The organism is Mesorhizobium sp. M0052 (assembly GCF_040323255.1).
Classification (GTDB): domain Bacteria; phylum Pseudomonadota; class Alphaproteobacteria; order Rhizobiales; family Rhizobiaceae; genus Mesorhizobium.
In genome coordinates, this window is record NZ_JAMYUS010000025.1 from 1 (window position 1) to 17,481 (window position 17,481).

General features: G+C 64.6%; 19 protein-coding genes and 1 pseudogene. 4 read left to right on the plus strand and 16 right to left on the minus strand.

Annotated elements, in window-relative coordinates:
* Window positions 1-281: 281 nt before the first annotated feature.
* The 5 genes from NKJ77_RS26800 to NKJ77_RS26820 form a co-directional block, all read right to left on the minus strand.
* Window positions 282-527, minus strand: coding sequence for a MoaD/ThiS family protein (locus tag NKJ77_RS26800; protein ID WP_023684042.1), 246 nt, complete (start codon window positions 525-527; stop codon window positions 282-284).
* A gap of 24 nt (window positions 528-551) precedes the next feature.
* Window positions 552-2,816 (minus strand): xanthine dehydrogenase family protein molybdopterin-binding subunit, encoded by a 2,265-nt coding sequence (locus NKJ77_RS26805; protein WP_023706258.1) that lies wholly within the window; start codon window positions 2,814-2,816, stop codon window positions 552-554.
* Window positions 2,813-3,295, minus strand: coding sequence for a (2Fe-2S)-binding protein (locus NKJ77_RS26810; protein ID WP_023698464.1), 483 nt, complete (start codon window positions 3,293-3,295; stop codon window positions 2,813-2,815). The genes NKJ77_RS26805 and NKJ77_RS26810 overlap by 4 nt, the downstream gene beginning before the upstream one ends.
* Entirely contained in the window at window positions 3,295-4,155 is an 861-nt protein-coding gene (locus tag NKJ77_RS26815; protein ID WP_023715051.1) for an FAD binding domain-containing protein, read from the minus strand. The genes NKJ77_RS26810 and NKJ77_RS26815 overlap by 1 nt, the downstream gene beginning before the upstream one ends.
* Window positions 4,156-4,333: 178 nt before the next feature.
* Window positions 4,334-5,290, minus strand: coding sequence for an SDR family oxidoreductase (locus NKJ77_RS26820; RefSeq protein ID WP_352535992.1), 957 nt, complete (start codon window positions 5,288-5,290; stop codon window positions 4,334-4,336).
* A gap of 95 nt (window positions 5,291-5,385) precedes the next feature.
* Here NKJ77_RS26820 and NKJ77_RS26825 point away from each other — a divergent pair, with 95 nt between their 5' ends.
* Complete coding sequence (locus tag NKJ77_RS26825) at window positions 5,386-6,294, plus strand: LysR family transcriptional regulator (protein ID WP_023673122.1); 909 nt, start codon at window positions 5,386-5,388, stop codon at window positions 6,292-6,294.
* Here NKJ77_RS26825 and NKJ77_RS26830 read toward each other — a convergent pair.
* The 3 genes from NKJ77_RS26830 to NKJ77_RS26840 all read right to left on the minus strand — a co-directional run bounded on the left by NKJ77_RS26830 (window position 6,258) and on the right by NKJ77_RS26840 (window position 8,704).
* Window positions 6,258-7,433, minus strand: coding sequence for an MFS transporter (locus NKJ77_RS26830; protein ID WP_352535993.1), 1,176 nt, complete (start codon window positions 7,431-7,433; stop codon window positions 6,258-6,260). The two genes, NKJ77_RS26825 and NKJ77_RS26830, sit on opposite strands and share 37 nt — an antisense overlap.
* 152 nt (window positions 7,434-7,585) lie before the next feature.
* Window positions 7,586-7,894 (minus strand): DUF1244 domain-containing protein, encoded by a 309-nt coding sequence (locus tag NKJ77_RS26835; RefSeq protein WP_023832030.1) that lies wholly within the window; start codon window positions 7,892-7,894, stop codon window positions 7,586-7,588.
* A 12-nt stretch (window positions 7,895-7,906) separates the two neighbouring features.
* Complete coding sequence (locus tag NKJ77_RS26840; RefSeq protein WP_023832029.1) at window positions 7,907-8,704, minus strand: N-formylglutamate amidohydrolase; 798 nt, start codon at window positions 8,702-8,704, stop codon at window positions 7,907-7,909.
* A 246-nt stretch (window positions 8,705-8,950) separates the two neighbouring features.
* Here NKJ77_RS26840 and NKJ77_RS26845 point away from each other — a divergent pair, with 246 nt between their 5' ends.
* Window positions 8,951-9,439: a DUF1036 domain-containing protein gene (locus tag NKJ77_RS26845; protein ID WP_023832028.1), complete on the plus strand. Its 489-nt coding sequence runs from the start codon at window positions 8,951-8,953 to the stop codon at window positions 9,437-9,439.
* The gene (gene pyk / locus NKJ77_RS26850) at window positions 9,436-10,881 is read left to right on the plus strand and encodes a pyruvate kinase (protein ID WP_023673117.1); all 1,446 of its coding nucleotides are present in this window, start codon (window positions 9,436-9,438) and stop codon (window positions 10,879-10,881) included. The genes NKJ77_RS26845 and pyk overlap by 4 nt, the downstream gene beginning before the upstream one ends.
* Before the next feature lie 8 nt (window positions 10,882-10,889).
* Here pyk and NKJ77_RS26855 read toward each other — a convergent pair.
* From NKJ77_RS26855 to ykgO, 4 genes and pseudogenes are all read right to left on the minus strand, one after another.
* Window positions 10,890-11,355: pseudogene (locus tag NKJ77_RS26855) on the minus strand (hypothetical protein).
* Window positions 11,356-11,362: 7 nt separating this feature from the next.
* The gene (locus NKJ77_RS26860) at window positions 11,363-12,427 is read right to left on the minus strand and encodes an alpha/beta fold hydrolase (RefSeq protein ID WP_023706263.1); all 1,065 of its coding nucleotides are present in this window, start codon (window positions 12,425-12,427) and stop codon (window positions 11,363-11,365) included.
* Between the two features lie 151 nt (window positions 12,428-12,578).
* Entirely contained in the window at window positions 12,579-13,160 is a 582-nt protein-coding gene (locus NKJ77_RS26865; protein WP_023706264.1) for a tetratricopeptide repeat protein, read from the minus strand.
* Between the two features lie 113 nt (window positions 13,161-13,273).
* A complete protein-coding gene (ykgO, locus tag NKJ77_RS26870) occupies window positions 13,274-13,399 on the minus strand; it encodes a type B 50S ribosomal protein L36 (RefSeq protein ID WP_006327841.1) in 126 nt (41 codons plus the stop codon).
* A gap of 242 nt (window positions 13,400-13,641) precedes the next feature.
* Here ykgO and NKJ77_RS26875 point away from each other — a divergent pair, with 242 nt between their 5' ends.
* Window positions 13,642-14,070, plus strand: a complete 429-nt coding sequence (locus NKJ77_RS26875) for a lysozyme inhibitor LprI family protein (protein WP_023702777.1) — start codon at window positions 13,642-13,644, stop codon at window positions 14,068-14,070.
* A 38-nt stretch (window positions 14,071-14,108) separates the two neighbouring features.
* Here the strand turns inward: NKJ77_RS26875 and NKJ77_RS26880 are convergent, their stop codons facing one another.
* The 4 genes from NKJ77_RS26880 to NKJ77_RS26895 form a co-directional block, all read right to left on the minus strand.
* Window positions 14,109-15,185, minus strand: a complete 1,077-nt coding sequence (locus NKJ77_RS26880) for a 5-(carboxyamino)imidazole ribonucleotide synthase (protein WP_023698471.1) — start codon at window positions 15,183-15,185, stop codon at window positions 14,109-14,111.
* On the minus strand, window positions 15,182-15,679 hold the full coding sequence (gene purE / locus NKJ77_RS26885; RefSeq protein ID WP_023730826.1) for a 5-(carboxyamino)imidazole ribonucleotide mutase: 498 nt from the start codon (window positions 15,677-15,679) through the stop codon (window positions 15,182-15,184). The genes NKJ77_RS26880 and purE overlap by 4 nt, the downstream gene beginning before the upstream one ends.
* 74 nt (window positions 15,680-15,753) lie before the next feature.
* Window positions 15,754-16,959 (minus strand): aminotransferase class V-fold PLP-dependent enzyme, encoded by a 1,206-nt coding sequence (locus tag NKJ77_RS26890; protein WP_031195646.1) that lies wholly within the window; start codon window positions 16,957-16,959, stop codon window positions 15,754-15,756.
* 20 nt (window positions 16,960-16,979) lie between these two features.
* Window positions 16,980-17,441: a RidA family protein gene (locus NKJ77_RS26895; protein WP_023673109.1), complete on the minus strand. Its 462-nt coding sequence runs from the start codon at window positions 17,439-17,441 to the stop codon at window positions 16,980-16,982.
* Between the last annotated feature and the right edge of the window lie 40 nt (window positions 17,442-17,481).

Sequence of the window (17,481 nt, forward strand, 5' to 3'; positions counted from 1 at the left end):
CGCGGGAATCAGGTGACGTGAACAATCACCAGCCTGCCATGACCGCCCCCTCTCAGCGAATTTGCAGAACTCTCAGCACACTACCCACTTCAGAGCCGTGTGCGGACTGATGTCCCTTGCCGATAGTAATCCAGCGGATCAGGTTCTCTGGATTGTTGGCCAACCCGCCGCCGATAAGACGCGGTCAGCAAAACTGGCATCTAGGCGAGGACCGACATTGCACTTGAAGTTCGCAGACCGAGGATGCCGGTCCGCTCTGGGACGTAGGGCGACACCCCACTTCACCCCCCAGCCAGCCGCGGCAGCAGAAAAATCTCCGCCCCCGGCGGCAGTTCCTTCGACCACGTATCGCGATAGATCGTCCCGTCGATGGCCACCGCGATGCCCTTCTCGATCCAGGGCTCGATGCCGGGATACTGTTCAGCCAGTTTCCTGAACAGCTCCCTTATGTCCTTGGCCTCGACCTCGACCTTGCTCTGGCCGCCGGCGAGCTGGCCCAGCGCGCCCCAGAGCGTCACTTCGACCATTAGGGCAAGAACCTCATTTTTGCCCTAGCCTCCCCGTTCCGCCTCGATCGCGGCGAGAACCCGTGGCGGCGACATCGGGATGTGGGTCATGCGCACGCCGGCTGCGTTCGAGACGGCATTGGCGATGGCCGCCAGCGGCGGGACGATCGAGGTTTCGCCGACGCCGCGCACGCCATAGGGGTGGTTGGGGTTGGGTATCTCGAGGATCTGCGTGTCGATCATCGGCAGGTCCGAGCAGACCGGGATGCGGTAGTCGAGGAAGCCGGCGTTCTGGAGACGCCCGTCCTTGCCGTAGATATACTCCTCGTTGAGCGCCCAGCCGATGCCTTGCGCGGCGCCGCCCTGGTACTGGCCCTCGACATAGGTCGGGTGCACCGCCTTGCCGGCATCCTGGATCACCGTGTAGCGGATCACCCTGGTCGAGCCGGTATCGGGGTCGACCTCGATGTCGCATATATGGGTGGCGAAGGAGACGCCGGCGCCGTCGGCGACGAGTTCGCTGTGGCCGGCGATCGGCCCGCCGGTCTTGCCGGAAGCGGCGGCGATCTCCTTCAGCGACAGGGCTGCAAGATTGCCGTACTTCTCGCCCTTGGCGATGGCGTGGCCGTTTTCCCAGACCACGTCGTCGACGGGGATGTCCCACGTCTGGGCGGCGCGCTCACGCAGGATCTTGATGGCGTTGCGGGCGGCCGAGATGGTCGCCATCGAGGACGAGAAGGTGCCGCGGCTGCCGTCGGTCATGTCGTTGTAGCCGAGCGAGGATGTGTCGGCGACCACCGCCTTGAGCTGGGCATAGTCGATGCCGAGCTCCTCCGCCGCCACCAGCGACAGCGAGGCGCGCGAACCGCCGACGTCCACCGTGCCGACGGCCAGCGACACCGAGCCGTCCATGCCGATGTTCAGGTCCACGCAGGTCTGACCGCCGAAGTTGAACCAGAAGCCGCAGGCCATGCCGCGGCCCTGGTTCTTGCCCAGCGGGGCCTTCATGTGCGGATGGTGCTTGGCCGCCTCCAGCGTCGGGCCGATGCCGATCGGGCCGTAGACGGGGCCATAGGAAGAGCGGGTGCCTTCCTGCGCGGCGTTCTTGATGCGGAACTCGACCGGGTCCATGCCGAGTTCCTTGGCCAGCTCATCCACAGCGCTTTCCACCGCGAACGCCGCCATCGGTGCGGAGGGTGCGCGATAGGCCGCGGTCTTCGGCCGGTTGACCAGCACTTCGAAGCCGACCGTCTTGACGTTATCGAGCTTGTAGCAGGCGAAGGCCGTCATGGCGCCGATCTCGGCCCATGTGCCGGCATAGGGGCCGCTGGTGTAGCGCAGCGTCGCTTCGGCGGCGGTGATGGTGCCGTCCTTGCGGGCGCCGATCTTGACGTCGATCGAGGTGGCGCTGGTCGGGCCCGAGGCGCGGAACACCTCGTCGCGAGTCATCACCAGCTTCACCGGCCGTCCTGCCTTGCGCGACAGAGCGAGTGCCACCGGCTCGGCCCAGACATGGGTCTTGCCGCCGAAGCCGCCGCCGATCTCCGAGGAGGTGACGCGCAGCTTCGAGGCTTCCAGCCCGAGCAGTTGCGCACAATGCTGGCGGTAGACGAAATGGCCCTGCGTGCAGACCCAGAGGTCGGCGGTGCCGTCGGACGAGACGCTCGCAACGCAGGCGTGCGGCTCGATATAGCCCTGATGCGTCTGTTCGGTCTTGAAGGAGCGCTCGACGATGACATCGGCGTGCCCAAAGCCCTGATGGACATCGCCATGGCCGAACTGGCTGCGCTTGGTGACGTTGGACGGCTTTACCGGCTTTTCCTCGAGACCCTCGGTGAAGATCGTGTCGTTGATCAACGGCGCGGTGTGCTTCATCGCCTCGTCGACATCGGTCACATGCGGCAACAGCTCGTACTCGACCTCGATGAGCTTCAGCGCCTGCCTGGCCGTGCGGGCATCGACGGCGGCGACCGCGGCCACGGCGTGGCCGTCATAGAGCGCCTTGCCGCGCGCCATGCAATTGTCGAGGACGTCGTACATGGCGGCATCGCCATCGGTGAGATCGGGCAGGTCGGCGGCGGTGATCACCGCTTTCACGCCGGCCAGCTTTTCCGCTTTCGAAGTGTCGATCTTGAGGATTCTGGCATGCGCATGCGGGCTGCGCAGGACACGCCCGACCAGCTGTCCCGCCATGTTGAAGTCGGCGCCGTAACGGGCGCGTCCGGTCACCTTGTCGACGCCGTCGGGACGGATAGGCCGCGTGCCGACGGAGGAGAATTTGCGGCCCGAAAAGCGTGGATCGAAGTTCATGCGTGCGCTCCCTTCATCACATTGGCCGCATCCTGGACCGCGCGCACGATCTTGTCGTAGCCGGTGCAGCGGCAGAGGTTGCCGGCGAGGCCGAAGCGGATTTCTTCCTCGGTAGGATCGGGGTTCTTGGCCAAAAGGTCCTTCGCCGCGATGAGGAAGCCCGGCGTGCAGATGCCGCATTGCAGCGCTGCATGCTCGAGGAACTTCTGCTGCAGCGGATGCAACTGATCGCCATGCGCCATGCCCTCGACGGTTTCGATATGCCGGCCTTCGGCTTCAGCGCCGAGCACAAGGCACGAGCAGACAAGCCGGTCGTCGAGGATGATCGAGCAGGCGCCGCAGTCGCCGGTGCCGCAGCCTTCCTTGGCGCCGGTCAGCCCGAGCCGGTCGCGCAGGACGTCGAGCAACGTCTCGTCGGGCTGGCAAAGGTATTCGACGTGATCGCCGTTGATTGTCGTTGAAACTGCTACACCGGCCATCATTTGCCTCCTGCGCGTGCGTAGGCGGTCGTCGCGGCCCGTCCGGCCAGCACGCCCGCAACTTTTCGTCTGAACTCGATGGTACCGCGCTTGTCGTCGATGGGGCGGCAGGCCCCAGCGCAGATCTTGGCGAGCCGCTCAAGTGCCGCCTCATCCAGCTTCCTGCCGATGAGAGCCTCGGCTGCTTCTTCCACCAGAAGCACGGTCGGGGCCGCGGCGCCCAGCGCGACGCGGGCGGCCGTGATGACGCCATGCTCGTCGAGCGACAGCTTCACGCCGGCGCTGACCACGGCGATGTCCATCTCGGTGCGCGGGATGAATCTGAGGTAGGCGTCGCCCGAACGCGGCGCGCGCTTGTCGAGCAGGATCGCCTCGACGATCTCACCCTTGGTGAGCGAGGTCTTGCCAGGCCCGATCGGCACAGCCTCGACCGGAATGGTGCGCTTGCCCGACGGACCGGCAACCACGGCCTTTGCGGCGGCGGCCACCAAGGCCGGGACGCTGTCGGCGGCCGGCGATGCGTTGCACAGATTGCCAACGATGGTGCAGCGGCCCTGGACCTGTTTCGAGCCGATCAGCTTCGACGCTTCGACGACACCGGGCCAGGCCTTCTTCAGAACCGAGCTCTCGCCCAGGACGGCGCAGGGGACGGTGGCGCCGATGCTGAAGCCGTCGGCCGTCTCCCTGATCTCGCTCAAGCCCTCGATCGCCTTGATGTCGACGATCAGGTCGGGATCGACAAACCCGCCCTTCATCCGAACGAGGAGGTCACTGCCTCCAGCGAGAATGGCTGATGTGCCGGAAGCGTCGGCCAGCAGGCCAACGGCGTCTTCGATTGAAAGCGGACGTATGTAACGCATCGTCTCCCCTTGGTGATGGTGATCTCGCCGACCGTTATAAACAGTCTCCTCATAATGACCATCCGGTTGCTGATTTCCAGCGATTGGGCCAGCACTGCGAGAGAGATTTTTGTCTAAAGTCTTTGTTTTGATGCATGTCGCTGTCCCAGAACCGCGCACACTTCTGGGCGACATGCATTCAAGCGGCGTCTTTTGCATTGTCGAGGCTGATGCCGATGTCCTTCAATGCCTCGGCCACGGCCTCGTCCAGCGGCGTGTGCGGGACTTCGCCGATGATGCCTTCCAGCCGGTCGGACACGAGCCGGTGCGGTTCGAAGCGCAGATAGGACATCGAGACGATCTCGCGCCACATCGCCACGAACGGGCTGCCGGCGCGCAGCACCCACCAAGGCATGAAGGTCAGTTTCAGCGGACGGCCCAGCGCCTTCTCGGCCGCGGCCTTGATGTCCATGTCGGTGACGGCGTGGCCGGGGAAGTTGAGCGCCTCAAAGAAGCCGAGCTTGCCCTGATTACGCGCCAGGCCGACGAAGCCGATGGCGAAGTCCGGCAAATAGGCCCATTCATGCACGAGGTTGGCAGGGCCGGGCGCGGTGTAGACACCGTTGCTCATCTTGGCGGTGACGACGAGGTCGAACCATGATCCGCTGCCGGTGCCGCCGAAGAAATCGCCGGCGCGCAGGATGATGGTGCGGACGCGGCCGGCATCGGCCTCGCGGCGAAACAGCGCTTCCATGGCGCAGCGGATGCGGCCCTTCTCGGTCGTCGGGCGGAACGGCGTGTCTTCGGTGACGAGTTGAGGCATCGGCGAGCCGTAATTGTAGACAGTGCCGGGGAAGAGATGCAGCGCGCCATTGGCATGGCAGGCGGCCATGACGTTCTCCGCCATCGGCAGGCATTTGCTCCAATCGGTGTAGATCGGGTTGAGACCGTTGAAGATGATGTCGACACCCTGCGTGGCGCGGATCAGCGCCTCGCGGTCGAGCGCATCGCCGGCGACGGCGGTGGCGCCCTTGAGTTCGGCTGGGACCTTGCCGCTGCGGGTGACGGCGCGGACGTCGAAACCGGCGTCGATGAAGGCCTTGCCAACCACGCGGCCGAGCCGGCCATTGGCGCCTAGAATAGCGATCTTGGTCATTTTTCTTCTCCGTGTCTGTGTTTGCACGGCGAATATGATGCGTTCATACGCGAATGAAAATTGACTATGAATGCAGATTTGTTATTCATAAATGAATGGAAGATATCGACTGGAACCTGATCAAGAGTTTCGTCACCGTGGCGGAGACCGGCAGCCTGTCGGCCGCGGCGCGCAAACTGTCGGCCAGCCAACCGACGCTCGGGCGTCACATCGGTGAGCTCGAACAGGCGCTCGGCGTCACGCTGTTCCGGCGCGGGCGGCGCGGCTATGCTCTGACGGAAGCAGGCGCCACGCTGTTCGAACGCGGCAGAGCGGTGAGCGAGCAGGCGAGCGCGTTTTCGCTATTGGCATTGGGCTCGGTCGAGGCGATCGAAGGCACGGTGCGTATTGCCGCCAGCGAGGTGGTGGCGGCCTATGTGCTGCCGAGGATGACGGCGCGGCTCGGCATCGAGGAACCCGGCATCGAGGTCGAGATCGTCGCCTCGAACCAGGTCGAGAACCTGCTGCGAAGGGATGCCGATATCGCCATCCGCATGGTCAAGCCGGCGCAGAACGAGCTGACGGCGCGCAAGGTCTGCGATATCAAGCTCTGCTGCTGCGCGGCGAAATCCTATCTCGGCAGGCACGGCCGCCCGCTCAAGCCCGCCGATCTTCTCGACCATCCGCTGATCGGCTTCGACCGCAGCGATGAGATGATCCGGGGCTTTACCCAGGCCGGCATCCCCGTCACCCGCAGCAGCTTCCGCTTCAGGACCGACAACCAGATCGTTTTGTGGGAAGCGCTGCGGGCGGGAAACGGCATCGGTCTCGGCCAGGAGCCGCTGGCCGACAGCGACCCGTCGCTGGAGAAACTGCTGCCCGGCCTGCCGCTGCCCAGCCTACCGGTGTGGCTGGCCATGCATCGCGACGTGCGCACCAGCGTGCGCATCCGCCGCGTCGCGGATTTTCTCTATGAGGAGCTGAAGCGCTATTCGGCGGGGGCGGCCGCGAATTCGGCGCGGTGAGCGAGCCCGGCCATCAAAAGCACGACGATCAACAGCCCCGACATGGCGACGAAGATCGGCCCGAAGCTGGAATGCTCGGCGACGAAGCCGATCGCCGACGGCGCTACCAATATGCCGGAATAGCCCATGGTGGTGACGACGCTCATGCCGGTGCCCGACGACATGCCTTCCTGGTTGCCGCCGGCCGAGAAGATGATCGGCACCATATTGGCGATGCCGAAGCCGCAGAGAGCAAAAGCCGCGATGGCGATCCAGGGCGAAGGCGACAGGCCGGCGACCAGCATGCCGGCGGCGGCGACCACCGCCGAGCCGCGCAGCGTCGCCACCGCGCCGAAGCGGTTGCGCACGCCGTCGCCGAAAAAGCGCATGACAGCCATGACGCCGGAGAAGGCGGCGTAGGCAAGGCCGGCGATGGCGAGGTCGGCGCCGAGCTCCTGCCGGAGATAAAGCGCTGCCCAGTCGAGCACGGCGCCCTCGGAAATCATCGTCAGCAGCGCCATCAGCCCGACAAGATAGACCAGCGGGTTGGCCGGCAGCGTTAATTTATGATGCTCGGCGGCCTGCGGCTTGTCCTCGGCGATGAGGTAGCCGACCGCCACGGCAATGACGGCAAAAGCAATGATCGTGACGACAGCCGCATGGGCGAGGTGGCCGTAGGTCTGGATGGCGTAACCGCCCAGACCGCCGCCGGCGAAACCGCCGAGGCTCCAGAAGCCGTGCGACGACGACATGATGGCGCGGGAGAGCCGGCGCTCGACCACCACCGCATTGGCGTTCATGGCGACATCCATGCCGCCGATCGAGCCGCCGAAGATGATCATGGCGATCGCCGCCAGCGGCACGTTGGGCGCCAGCGCCACGATCAGCAGGCCGAGGCTGCCGCAAAGGCCGAACCAGCGCAACACAGTGCGCGAGCCATGCCTGGAGATCAGATGGCCGCACCAGCTCATGGCCGCGACCGCGCCGACGCCGAACAGAAGGATCAGCAGACCGAGGGTGAATTTCGAGATGTCGAGCCGGGTCAGGAACACCGGAATCTGCGGCGCCCAGCTGCCGGTGAGGAATCCGTTGGCGAGGAAGATCGCGGCTACGGCCCATCGCCCGCGAATGGCGCTCTGCATGGTGTCTTGCGCGTCCATGGTTCGAATCCGGTCAAGGAATGGCTTTGCGCGGCAAATTAGATCGATTCAATTTCTCGTCAAGCGCTTGGCTGCGAAAAGCTTGTGGGCCACATCTAAGGGGAAACCGTTAGGCGCTGTCCCGCCGACGTCAATCTGAACCGCGCGCTACTTCAGCGATCCCTCGGCCGTCTTGCCTCGAACTCCGCTTTCTTGGCGTCCGAAGCCTCGGTCTGGTTCAGCGCCTGCCATTGCGCATAGGGCATGCCGTAGACGATTTCGCGCGACTGATCCTTGCCGAGATCGACGCCCTCAGCCTCGGCCGCTTCGCGATACCAGTTCGACAGGCAGTTGCGGCAGAAGCCGGCGAGGTTCATCAGGTCGATGTTTTGCACATCGCTGCGCTCGCGCAGATGATCGACCAGCCGGCGGAAGGCCGCGGCCTCGAAATCGCGTTTCTGGTCATCGCTGAGTTCGGTCATTGCCTTGGATCCTCACAGCGGCCCGGTGCGCGAGCCGAACATCTTCACCTGATGTATATCGGGACGGCGGTCGATGGCGTCAACGATCGGCGCCAGCCGTTGCGCCCAGGCCAGCGCCCCGTTGCTGTCTGATATCAGGTCCTGGCGGATCTCGATCAGCGCATGGGCAAAGCCGTTGACGATGGCGTGCTTGAACATGGTGTCGCCGCGCAACGCGCCGTCATAGGGTTCATTGTCGCCAACGACGAGGTTTTTATCCTGCGCCAGCATGTCGATCAGCGGCCGCGCCACGCGGTCGTCGAGGTCCCACAATATGCCGACATGCCAAGGGCGGATGAAGCCCTGCATGACAGGGGTGAAGGAGTGTACGGAGAAGATGAACGGCGCTTTGCCTGAGGCGTGCGCCACCGACGCGATCATGGCGCCGACCGCGTCCTGATAGGGCCGGTAGAAGCCGTCGAGCCGCCTTTCGCGTTCGGCCGGCGCCATAGGGTAGTTTCCCGGCACGACAGTGCCGTCATAGAGCTGGCGGATCAGCGTCGGGTCGTCCTCGCCGCGATTGGGATCGATCAGCAGCCGCGAAAAATTGGCAATCACCGCCGGCACGTCGAGCGCTGCCGCCAGTTCGCGCGTCACCGTCTCGACACCGATGTCGTAGGCGATATGGCGATCGAGTTCCGCCGCCGGCAGGCCTAGACTGCCATACTCCTCCGGCAGGTCGCGGCGGGCATGGTCAGCGACAAGCACGATGCCTCGCTTGCGGTCGCCTTCGACCATATCGAAAGGCGCAAAAACTGTGGATCGGGTCATTGGCTGGAAAGGTCTGTTCGCTGGCTTCCGGGGAGGGTGGTATCGTCATTCCCACGAAGAGGACTGTTGCGCAATGCCGTTGTTTGGCCACGGTTTCTGCGAAAATCCTGTGACGCGCGGCAGATCGCGTGTCGGGGGCCTTTCTAAATCGATTGGAATTGGACAGAACGGCGCGTTGACATGCGCCCGGACTTTTCCGAAAAGGGGCGTTGAGAGATGCAGATGACGTTATTGAGGGGTTTCGGGATGGGTTCCGCCGGCAGGCCGCGTGCGTGCACCGCCTTTGCCGTGCCGCTCCTGACCCTGACGCTAGGGCTCACCGCGCTGGTCGCGGCCTCGCCTGCCCGCGCCGATTTCCGCGTCTGCAACGCCACGCAGAACCTGGTCGGCGTCGGCATCGGCTACCGCGCCAAGGCAGGCTGGATCACCGAGGGGTGGTGGCACATCGAAGGATCGAGCTGCAAGACGCTGATCGAAGGTCCGCTGTCATCGAGGTTTTACTATCTTTATGCAGAAGACGCCGAGCGCGGCGGGCGCTGGGATGGCCCGATCAACATGTGCGTGGCCGAAAAAGAATTCAAGATTGCCGGCGTTACCGATTGCGTCGCCCGGGGCTTCCAGCGCGCCGGATTCCAGGAATATGACACGGGCGAGCAGGCAAGCTGGATGGTCCAGCTGACCGATGAGTCCACAACGGGAGGCGCTCCAGCCGCCCCGGGAACAAACAGTCAATGAGACGTAGCCGCAAGGTCAAGATCCTCGCCACCATCGGTCCTGCCTCCTCGTCCGAGGAGATGCTGCAGAAGCTGTTCGAAGCCGGCGCCGATGTCTTCCGCATCAATATGAGCCACACCGATCACGAGTTGATGCGCACGCTGGTCGGCCGCATCCGCGCGGTCGAGGAGAAAGTTGGCCGTCCGATCGGCATCCTGGCCGATTTGCAGGGACCGAAGCTGCGCGTCGGCAAGTTCGCCAACGGCAAGGAGGTTCTGACGCCGGGCCAGACCTTCACCCTCGACAACAATCCCGAGCCCGGCACGTCGACCCGGGTCTACCTGCCGCATCCCGAAATCCTGAGCTCGGTCGAGGCCGGCCACCGTCTGTTGATCGATGACGGCAAGCTGGAGCTCAGGGCGGTGAAGAGCGACGGCAAGTCTATCACCTGCACCGTCGTCGCCGGCACCACCATTTCCGACAAGAAGGGCGTCAGCCTGCCCGACACCGACCTGCCGGTCGGTGCGCTGACCGAAAAGGACCGCAAGGACCTCGATGCGGTGCTGGCGGAAAGCGTCGACTGGGTGGCGCTGTCCTTCGTGCAGCGGCCGGAGGATTTGGCGGAAGCCCGCAAGATCGCGCGCGGCCGGGCACTGATCATGGCCAAGATTGAAAAGCCGCAGGCCGTCGCCCGGCTGGCCGAAATCATCGAACTCTCCGACGCGCTGATGGTCGCCCGCGGCGATCTCGGTGTGGAAATGCCGCTGGAAGCGGTGCCCGGCATCCAGAAGCAGATCACGCGCGCCGCGCGCCGCGCCGGCAAGCCGGTGGTGGTCGCCACGCAGATGCTGGAATCGATGATCACCGCGCCGGTGCCGACCCGCGCCGAGGTGTCCGACGTGTCGATCGCCGTGTTCGAGGGCGCCGACGCCATCATGCTTTCAGCCGAATCCGCTGCCGGCGCCTATCCGGTCGAGGCGGTGGCGATGATGAACCGCATCGCCACCAAGGTCGAAACCGACCCGACCTATGCCGGCATCATCAACGCGCAGCGCTCGGAACCGGAAGCAACCGGCGCCGACGCCATTTCGCTCGCCGCCCGCGAGATTGCCGAGACTCTGAAACTGTCGGCGATCATAACCTATACGGCGTCGGGCACCACGGGCCTGCGCGCCGCGCGCGAGCGGCCGCAAGTGCCGATCATCGCGCTGTCGCCGATCCTCAACACGGCGCGGCGGCTGTCGCTCTTGTGGGGCACGCATTGCGTCGTCTCGCCCGACGCCAGCGACCTCGACGACATGGTCGACCGCGCCTGCCGCATCGCTTTCGAAGAGGGGTTCGGTCAGCCGGGCGACCGCGTCATCATCACGGCGGGCGTGCCGCTGAGGACGCCGGGTTCGACCAACATGCTGCGCATCGCCTATGTCGGGTCGGACGTGCAGGCCACCCGCAACATAGGTTGACAGAGGCTTCAACTCATCACAGTTCGCAGCGCTCTTGCCGCACCTTCGGCGTGATCGATACGCTGAAGGAAGCGGTGTGCGCGAGGGATTGGGTCATAGAGATACTGATCCGGGCCGCGCATCTTTCGCCGGTTGAGGTCGGCGGTGTCGAGCAGGTCGAAATCGACCCTTTCCAGCGTGCAGTGCCAGCCTGCGCTATGCGAAGCCCATCCCCTTCCGTGGTGCTGCAGAAGCCGCTCTCGGCTGGAATAGCCGTGATAGTCGAAGGCGATCACGCCGTTCGTCATGTAGATATGGTTGCCGTAGAAATCCTCGCCCGGAATGATCCGTTCGCCGTAGAATCCGTCCAGGGGAGGATGGCTGAGGAAGGTGCCCGCAAGGGATGTGGCAGGCGCCGTAGCCGAAGAAGATGCTATCCGGTAGCGCCCAGAACGCTTCGGGGTTTTTCTTGATTCCGTACTTCAGGACATACATGCGGCCGTCACGTCGGGGCGAGTTGCGCGTCGGGCACCGTAATGTCGGGGCACTGTGCATCGTTGTACGCATCGCCGGCGATGCGTGCTTCCACGGTTTTTGCCATTGCCTGCAGGTCGACGACCTTGCCGGCGACTTTCTCGATCGCGCCGACGACGAGGTCGGAGGCGATCCAATCCGGCTTGTGGCCGAGATTGTGGACCCAGATCAGTTCGGCGCCGGGGATGTCCCTGACCAGGCCGACCGAATGGATCGAGGCATAGACCACCTTGTCGCGGTCGCCCGAGATGACGATGGTCGGCGCTGTGATGTCGCGGTAATGCGGCGCGGCCTTCAGCGTATAGTCGTAGAGGCCGGCGACATCGATGGCGTTGGCGCGGAAAGCGCCGGGACGCAGCACCAGCGGAATCGAGGCATTGCCGACATAGCCTTCCGGCACCTTGTTGGGAGAAAACACGCAGGCCGTGGCGCCGTCCATCTGCAGCGTGCCTGCCGGATAGGTCAATGTCTCCGAGAACAGCCAGCCGATGATGGGGGTGGCGGTCAGCTTGTAGTACCAGGCGGTCGCGCCGCCCGGCCAGGGGTGGCTGACCGGCGACAGAAAGACCAGCCCGAGCGTCTTCTCCGGGTGTTCGCGGCCAAAGGCGGCGGTGATCACGCCGCCAAACGAATGGCCGACGATGATCGCCTTGTGGATGCCGAGACGGTCCATCAGCCTGGCGATGGTGTCGGCCTGCCCCGACGGGCTCTCATTGCCGGGGCCGCGCGCCGACCAGCCGAAGCCCGGCCGGTCGAGGAAGACCATCTCGGCGCGGCCTTCGAGCAAAGGCCTGATCGGCAGCATCTGATCCCTGAGGTTGGCGCTGGCGCCATGGATGAAGACGATCGCCGGCAGCTCGGCATTTTGAGGCGCCGGTACGTGGACATAGTGGATGCGGGTGGCGTCGATGTCGGCAAATTCGCCGGCCGGCGGGTTCCGCCACTCGATCAGCCACGTGCCGGCGCGGGTGACACCGGCCAGGGCAAAGACGAGCGCGAGGAGCAAAGCACAGGCGGCGTAAATGAGGTTCATGCGCGGAGATACGGGGGTGGAGGGGGATAAGTTCTAGGGAGTAGGGAGTAGGGAGTAGGGAGTAGGGAGTAGGGAGTAGGGAGTAGGGAGGTGGCGTCTCGACCAATCTTCTCTACTGACTACTCACTAATCCCTAATTCCTACTGCCTAATCAAATTCCTTCGCCGGCAAGCTCTTCCGAAATTGCCGCGACCTGGTCCTGGGCGCTGCGCATCATCGGATAGATGGTAAGCACCTTCTGCCAGGCTTCGAGCGCCGATTGCTTGTGGCCGGTGGCGGCCATGATCTGGGCCAGGCCGGAAAGCGCGCCGAAATGGCGTGGTTCAAGCTGCAGCGTCTGGTCGATGTCGGACATCGATTTCCCGAAATTCTTCATCATGTAATGGACGGTGGCGCGCCGGTTCCAGCCTTCGGCATATTTTGGCTGAAGGATGACGACCTGGTCGAGGAAGTCGAGGGCGACGTCGAACTTCTGGTCGTCAATCGCCTTTTGCGACCATTGCATCATCAGGTCGATCGAGGCGCTGCCGGACTGGAACCATTCGCCCCAGATGCGCCCGGCGATGCGCTCGGCCGCCTTTTCGTTGCGCTCGCGCTTCAGCTCGGCAAACAGTTGGTCGAGCCTGGCTTCCCTGGTCAGGGCAACCGGCGGCTTTGCCGGCGGATCGTCCGCCGACGCCGGAGTGACGCCGAAAAGAAAGAGGGTGGCCAAAAATGCAAAAAGAATCCGCATCGCCGGAATCTAACCCCGGACGGCGGATCGTCAAACTGAAATTAGCGTGAAAGTGCCTGGAACCAGGCAATTACCATCGTATGGACGGAGGCAACGAGCCTCCGGCCGAACACTCAGCCCTGGCGCGCCTTGTAGCGTGGAGCGGTCTTGTTGATGATGTAGACGCGGCCCTTGCGGCGAACCAGCTGGTTGTCGCGGTGACGCGCCTTCAGCGCCTTGAGCGAATTCTTGATCTTCATGGTCTTGCCCGTCGGTCTGGGCCCTGTCCGGGCCGAATTATTAAGGCGCGCCTGAAAAGCGCGCCTTTGAACTTGCGGTGGCTCATAAACGAGGAGCCTTGCCCGTGTCAACCGCAAGCGTGCTGGATAGAGGCCGAGAATGGCTTTGGCCATCAAATATCCGCCATCTCGGCTCCACGCCATTGCGCGGCCGAAGGCGGGCTGGAATGGTGCGGCACCCGCAAGCCGATTTGGAGACCTCCATGCGCCTGTTGTTTGTGTCCGCGAGCCTTGCCGTTCTGGCAGCCGCCTCCATCGCGCAGGCGCAGGAATGCGACCGCAACGACGACAGCCAGCAGATGATGAACATCTGCGCCGGCGAGGACTATCGGGCCGCCGATGCCAAGCTCAACCAGGCCTACAAGGATCTCGTCGGTCGCAACGACGACAAGGGCAGGAAGCTGCTGCAGGTCGCGCAACGCGCCTGGATCGCCTTCCGCGACGCCGAATGCGCCTATACGACGACAGACAGCGAGGGCGGCTCCATCCATCCGATGGAGGTTTCACAATGCCTGACCGAACTGACGGACCAGCGCATCAAACAGCTCACCGCGGGCGCCAATTGTAGGGAAGGCGATGCGAGTTGCGCCAGCCCCGACGAGGACGGAGATCTGAACGACGAGCTGCAATAGGGCTCGAGCCACGCCCTCGCGCAAAGTGCCGGAATGGCTTAGCTACGGCGGCTGATGCGCGTGAAATGGCCCATCTTGCGGCCTGGGCGCGCTTCCGCCTTGCCGTAGAGATGCAGCATCAGATCGGGCTCGGCGAGCAAAGCGGGTACGCGCAGCACATCGTCGCCGATCAGGTTTTCCATGACGCAGTTTGAATGCCGGCCAGGGTTGCCCAGCGGCAGGCCGGCAATGGCGCGGATATGCTGCTCGAATTGCGAAACGATGCAGGCGGCTTCCGTCCAGTGGCCGGAATTGTGCACGCGCGGCGCCATTTCGTTGGCCAGCAGCGTGCCATCGGCAAGAACGAAGAACTCGACGCCGATGACGCCGACATAGTCGAGGGCCGACAGGATTTTCGCTGCCGACCCCTGTGCCGTCGCCGCCGTCTCCAGCCTGATCTGGGCCGGCAGGGTCGAGGTATGCAGGATGCCGTCGCGGTGGACGTTCTCAGCCGGATCGTAGGCGGCGACCGCGCCGTCCAACCCGCGCGCGGCGATGACCGAGATTTCGCGCTCGAAAGCGACGAAGGATTCGAGGATCAGCGGCACATTGCCCATGGTCTCGCATGTGCCGGCAAAGCCGCCCGTCTCCATGTTGCGGAAGACGCGCTGGCCCTTGCCGTCATAGCCCATGCGGCGGGTTTTCAAGATGCCGCTGCCACCGAACTCTCTCAGCGCCGCCGTCAGCTCGTCGTCATTGTCGACGGAGCGGAAATCCGCTGTCCTGATGCCGATGCCGTTCAGGAATAGCTTCTCCGCCACCCGGTCCTGGGCGACTTCCAGCGCCCTGGGTGGCGGATAGACCGGGACCTTGGCGGCGAGCGCGCCGGCAGCCGCTACCGGCACATTCTCGAATTCGTAGGTGACGACGGCGCTGACTGCCGCCAGTTCGGCAAGGGCGTCCGCATCGTCATAGGCGGCGGTGATCTGGCGGTTGGCGACCTGAGCCGCCGGGCAATCGGCCTGCGGTTCGAGGATAATTGTGCGGTAGCCGAGGCGCGCTGCGGCAACAGCCAGCATGCGGCCGAGCTGGCCGCCGCCGATGATGCCGATGCTCGATCCCGCGGGCAGGCTCACGGCGCGTCCGTCGGTTCGGTGGCGACCCTGGCGGTTTGGGCGGTGCGCCAGGCATCCAGGCGGGCGGCAAGTTCTTCGTCGTTCAGCGCCAGCACGGCGGCCGCCAGAAGGGCGGCGTTGGCCGCACCCGCCTTGCCGATGGCAAGCGTGCCGACCGGAATGCCGGCCGGCATCTGGACGATGGAGAGCAGCGAATCCTGGCCTGACAGCGCCTTCGATTCGACCGGCACGCCGAACACCGGCAGCGGCGTCAGAGCCGCCGTCATGCCGGGCAGGTGGGCGGCGCCGCCGGCCCCGGCGATGATCACCTTGTAGCCGGCCGCCTTGGCGCCTTTGGCGAAATCATAGAGGCGGTCCGGGGTGCGGTGGGCGGAGACGATCAGCCGCTTGTGCGGAATGCTCAGCGCCTCCAGCGTTTCGGCGGCGTGGCGCATCGTCGCCCAGTCGGACTGGCTGCCCATGATGATGGCGACGTCGGCGCGGTGGTCGGTCAAGCGCATGCTCCCGGCGGTAAAGGCGCGCCTTAGCGGAATTCGGGCTGGCCCGCAAGGATGGCGGCCGCCGCAGCCTAGTCCGGCCAGCGCAGGGCGCCGGATGAATCCTTTCGCGGCTGTCTCATCGCATCCGTCGGCCTGTCGGCCGCGGTGAGCACGGCGCGCAGCTGCTCGGCGACGATCTCGGCCTCGCCGGGGTGCAGATTGCACGGGTCGAGGAAGAAATGGCCGCGCTCGGCCTCGTGGTTGCGCACGATGATGGGCGGCGATCCGGCCGCCAATGCCGAGGCGAGGCCGGCGGCGGTGAAGCGGCTTTTGGGCAAGACAAAGATTTGCAGCCGGTCGAGCGGATTGGCGGTCGGGTCGGGAATGATGTTTGCGACGATGCCGGGTATTCCCTGTAGCGAATCCCTCCACAGATTGAGCGCCGCTTCCTCGCGCCGGCGGATGCCGGCATGGTCGCGCTTTTCCCAGGCTTCGAGCGCCGCCATGGTGCCGGCGATGCTTTCCTTGCCGACCTTCATGGCGCGGGCGACGCCGCGGTTCTGCAGATAGGCGGCGCGGACAAGATCCTTGCGTCCCGTAACGATGCCGCTGGTTGGCCCCGAAAGGAATTTGTGGCCGCTGTAGACGACGATGTCGGCGCCGCGCGCCAGGAAGCTGCGCAGGTCATATTCGGAAGCCGCGTCGACGATCACCGGCACGCCCCTGGCGTGGCAGATTTCGCAGAATTCCTCGAGGGAAAGCATGCCGTACTGCACGGTGTGGTGCGCGACGACATAGAGTGCTGCCGCCGTGCGCTCATTGATCGCTTCGCGCAGGTGATAGTCCTGGGTGACGCTGACGGTACCGGCTGGAATGACCTTGGCGCCGGCGACGCGGATCGACTGGTCGATCGGCGCGCCGTAATTGACGATATGGCCAAGCTGGATGACGACTTCGGACTTCAGGCCTTCGGTGTCGTCGGGCAGCCGTTCGATCGCCAGCAAATTGGTGCCGGTCATCGCCCCGGCGATCGCCATTGTGATGCCTGAGGCGCAGCAGGCGGTGATGAAGCCGGCCTCGCCGCCGGTGAGGCGGGCGGTGATCACGCTTGCGGCGCGCTGCAGATCGTCCATCTCCACCCATTGCGAGGCGATCTCGGCCATGGCGCTGATCGCCTCGGGAACGATGATCGAGGCGCCGAGGGTCGTCATCGTGCCGGAGACGTTGATGATCGGCCTCAGTCCCAGCCGTTCACGGATCGTGGTGTTGGAGCCGGTGTCGGAATAGGTTTTCATGTTCAGCAATCCCTTGACGGTCAGGCGGCGATCTCGACGACCGCTTCGATTTCGACGGTGATGTTTCCAGGCAGCGAGCCGACCCCGATCGCCGAGCGTGCATGGCCGCCGATCTTGTCGAAGACGCTGGCGAACAGGTCCGAGCAGCCATTGACCACTTTCGGGTGGTCGCTGAAGGTCGGCGTCGCATTGACGAAGCCGAGCAATTTGACGACGCGCACGATGCGGCCGAGATCGCCGGCGGCGGCGTGCATGACGGCGAGCAGGTTGAGGCCGGTGAGGCGGGCATGCTCATAGGCCTGCTCGACGGTGACGTCCTCGCCGACCTTGCCGGTGCACAGCGTGCCGTCGGCGCGCAGCGGCCCTTGACCCGAAAGAAAGATCAGCCGGCCGCTTTCCGCATGGGTGACGAAATTGGCGATCGGCGTCGGCGGCTCGGGCAGCGTCAGGCCGAGCTCGGCGAGCCGGATGTAAGGCGTCATGGAAGAATTCTCCTTGGGCCGGCCTGTTGTTTTACGCAAT

Excerpts from the sequence above, each read along its gene's own strand:
- NKJ77_RS26800 (WP_023684042.1), bottom strand. The coding sequence starts at position 527 with ATGGTCGAAGTGACGCTCTGGGGCGCGCTGGGCCAGCTCGCCGGCGGC.
- NKJ77_RS26805 (WP_023706258.1), bottom strand. The coding sequence starts at position 2,816 with ATGAACTTCGATCCACGCTTTTCGGGCCGCAAATTCTCCTCCGTCGGC.
- NKJ77_RS26810 (WP_023698464.1), bottom strand. The coding sequence starts at position 3,295 with ATGGCCGGTGTAGCAGTTTCAACGACAATCAACGGCGATCACGTCGAA.
- NKJ77_RS26815 (WP_023715051.1), bottom strand. The coding sequence starts at position 4,155 with ATGCGTTACATACGTCCGCTTTCAATCGAAGACGCCGTTGGCCTGCTG.
- NKJ77_RS26820 (WP_352535992.1), bottom strand. The coding sequence starts at position 5,290 with ATGACCAAGATCGCTATTCTAGGCGCCAATGGCCGGCTCGGCCGCGTG.
- NKJ77_RS26825 (WP_023673122.1), top strand. The coding sequence starts at position 5,386 with ATGGAAGATATCGACTGGAACCTGATCAAGAGTTTCGTCACCGTGGCG.
- NKJ77_RS26830 (WP_352535993.1), bottom strand. The coding sequence starts at position 7,433 with ATGGACGCGCAAGACACCATGCAGAGCGCCATTCGCGGGCGATGGGCC.
- NKJ77_RS26835 (WP_023832030.1), bottom strand. The coding sequence starts at position 7,894 with ATGACCGAACTCAGCGATGACCAGAAACGCGATTTCGAGGCCGCGGCC.
- NKJ77_RS26840 (WP_023832029.1), bottom strand. The coding sequence starts at position 8,704 with ATGACCCGATCCACAGTTTTTGCGCCTTTCGATATGGTCGAAGGCGAC.
- NKJ77_RS26845 (WP_023832028.1), top strand. The coding sequence starts at position 8,951 with ATGGGTTCCGCCGGCAGGCCGCGTGCGTGCACCGCCTTTGCCGTGCCG.
- pyk (WP_023673117.1), top strand. The coding sequence starts at position 9,436 with ATGAGACGTAGCCGCAAGGTCAAGATCCTCGCCACCATCGGTCCTGCC.
- NKJ77_RS26860 (WP_023706263.1), bottom strand. The coding sequence starts at position 12,427 with ATGAACCTCATTTACGCCGCCTGTGCTTTGCTCCTCGCGCTCGTCTTT.
- NKJ77_RS26865 (WP_023706264.1), bottom strand. The coding sequence starts at position 13,160 with ATGCGGATTCTTTTTGCATTTTTGGCCACCCTCTTTCTTTTCGGCGTC.
- ykgO (WP_006327841.1), bottom strand. The coding sequence starts at position 13,399 with ATGAAGATCAAGAATTCGCTCAAGGCGCTGAAGGCGCGTCACCGCGAC.
- NKJ77_RS26875 (WP_023702777.1), top strand. The coding sequence starts at position 13,642 with ATGCGCCTGTTGTTTGTGTCCGCGAGCCTTGCCGTTCTGGCAGCCGCC.
- NKJ77_RS26890 (WP_031195646.1), bottom strand. The coding sequence starts at position 16,959 with ATGAAAACCTATTCCGACACCGGCTCCAACACCACGATCCGTGAACGG.
- NKJ77_RS26895 (WP_023673109.1), bottom strand. The coding sequence starts at position 17,441 with ATGACGCCTTACATCCGGCTCGCCGAGCTCGGCCTGACGCTGCCCGAG.